This is a genomic window from Paraburkholderia sp. SIMBA_030, assembly GCF_046535245.1.
Lineage (GTDB): Bacteria > Pseudomonadota > Gammaproteobacteria > Burkholderiales > Burkholderiaceae > Paraburkholderia.
On sequence record NZ_JAWRXB010000954.1, the window covers coordinates 1 to 258 of the forward strand.

A 258-nucleotide genomic window follows, 5' to 3' on the forward strand; every position below is an offset into this window, starting at 1 on the left:
GTTCTCGCTGCAGTGCCTGCCGCAATCCGACTTCCCGGATCTGACCGCCGGCACCTTCACCCATTCCTTCAAGCTGAAGGCAACGGATCTCAAGATGCTGATCGATCGCACCCAGTTTGCGATCTCCACCGAAGAGACCCGCTATTACCTGAACGGTATCTTCTTCCACACGATCGAAAGCGAAGGCGACCTGAAGCTGCGCGCCGTTGCGACCGACGGCCATCGTCTCGCCCGCGCCGACGTGAAGGCGCCTTCGGG

1 pseudogene is annotated in these 258 nt (G+C 60.9%); it reads left to right on the plus strand.

Annotated elements, in window-relative coordinates:
- A pseudogene (locus SB772_RS42845) lies at window positions 1-258 on the plus strand (DNA polymerase III subunit beta); the annotation flags it as partial.